This window comes from Mesorhizobium sp. M0293, assembly GCF_040321735.1.
In the GTDB taxonomy this organism is placed as follows: Bacteria; Pseudomonadota; Alphaproteobacteria; order Rhizobiales; family Rhizobiaceae; genus Mesorhizobium.
The window spans coordinates 1-929 of the sequence record NZ_JAMYSA010000295.1 but is presented as its reverse complement, the minus strand read 5'-3'; the positions used below and the strand labels follow the sequence as shown (position 1 = coordinate 929).

Below are 929 nucleotides of genomic sequence, written 5' to 3'. Positions count from 1 at the left end.
CCGGCATGGGCCAGCACGTTCCTCATGAAGTGGACGCGGCACCTCTGCCATGTCGCGCACAGCACCTTGGTGACGGCCGCCTTGATGCCTTCATGGGCATCGGAGACGACGAGCTTGACGCCGCGCAGGCCACGGCGGGTCAGCTTGCGCAGGAACTCCGTCCAGATCGGCTCGGCCTCAGACGTGCCGACCTCCATGCCCAGCACCTCGCGTCGGCCGTCCGCATTGACGCCGACAGCGATGATGACGGCGACCGAGACGATGCGGCCGCCGCGGCGCACCTTCAGGTAGGTGGCATCGATCCACAGATATGGCCAGTCGCCCTCGATGGGTCTTTCAAGGAACGCTTTGACCTTGCCGTCGATCTCTTCGCACAGCCGGCTGACCTGGCTTTTGGAGATGCCGCTCATGCCCATGGCCTTGACCAGATCGTCGACCGAGCGGGTCGAGATACCCTGGACGTAGGCCTCCTGGATGACGGCGGTCAGCGCCTTCTCGGCCATGCGGCGCGGTTCGAGAAAACCGGGGAAGTAGGAGCCCTTCCTGAGCTTGGGGATGCGCAGTTCGACAGTGCCGGCCCGCGTCTCCCAGTCGCGCTCGCGATAGCCGTTGCGCTGGGCCGTGCGCAACGGGTTCTTCTCGCCATAGGCGGCGCCGGTGGCGGCCCCAACCTCCAACTCCATCAGCCGCTCGGCGGCAAAGCCGATCATCTCGCGCAAGAGATCGGAATCCGGAGTCTTCTCCACGAGCGCGCGCAGGTTCATCATGTCGTCGGTCATCGGTGGTCCTTCCGAAATGGGTTGGCGTCAACAACCAAACCCTACCGGAAAGCGCCGATGACCACCGCAAAGCCGCTCGCTCGCTACAGCGCTACCAACGGCGCGCTCGCGAGCAGCTTCGCTACCGCCGAGCTACACCACCTCATGGGA

Annotated in this window: 1 protein-coding gene; it reads right to left on the bottom strand. The window is 65.0% G+C overall.

The window, feature by feature from the left end; genetic code table 11:
- A partial coding sequence (locus NKJ06_RS35545; protein ID WP_352812602.1) for an IS256 family transposase occupies nt 1-779 on the bottom strand: 779 nt, incomplete at its 3' end.
- Nucleotides 780-929 lie beyond the last annotated feature (150 nt).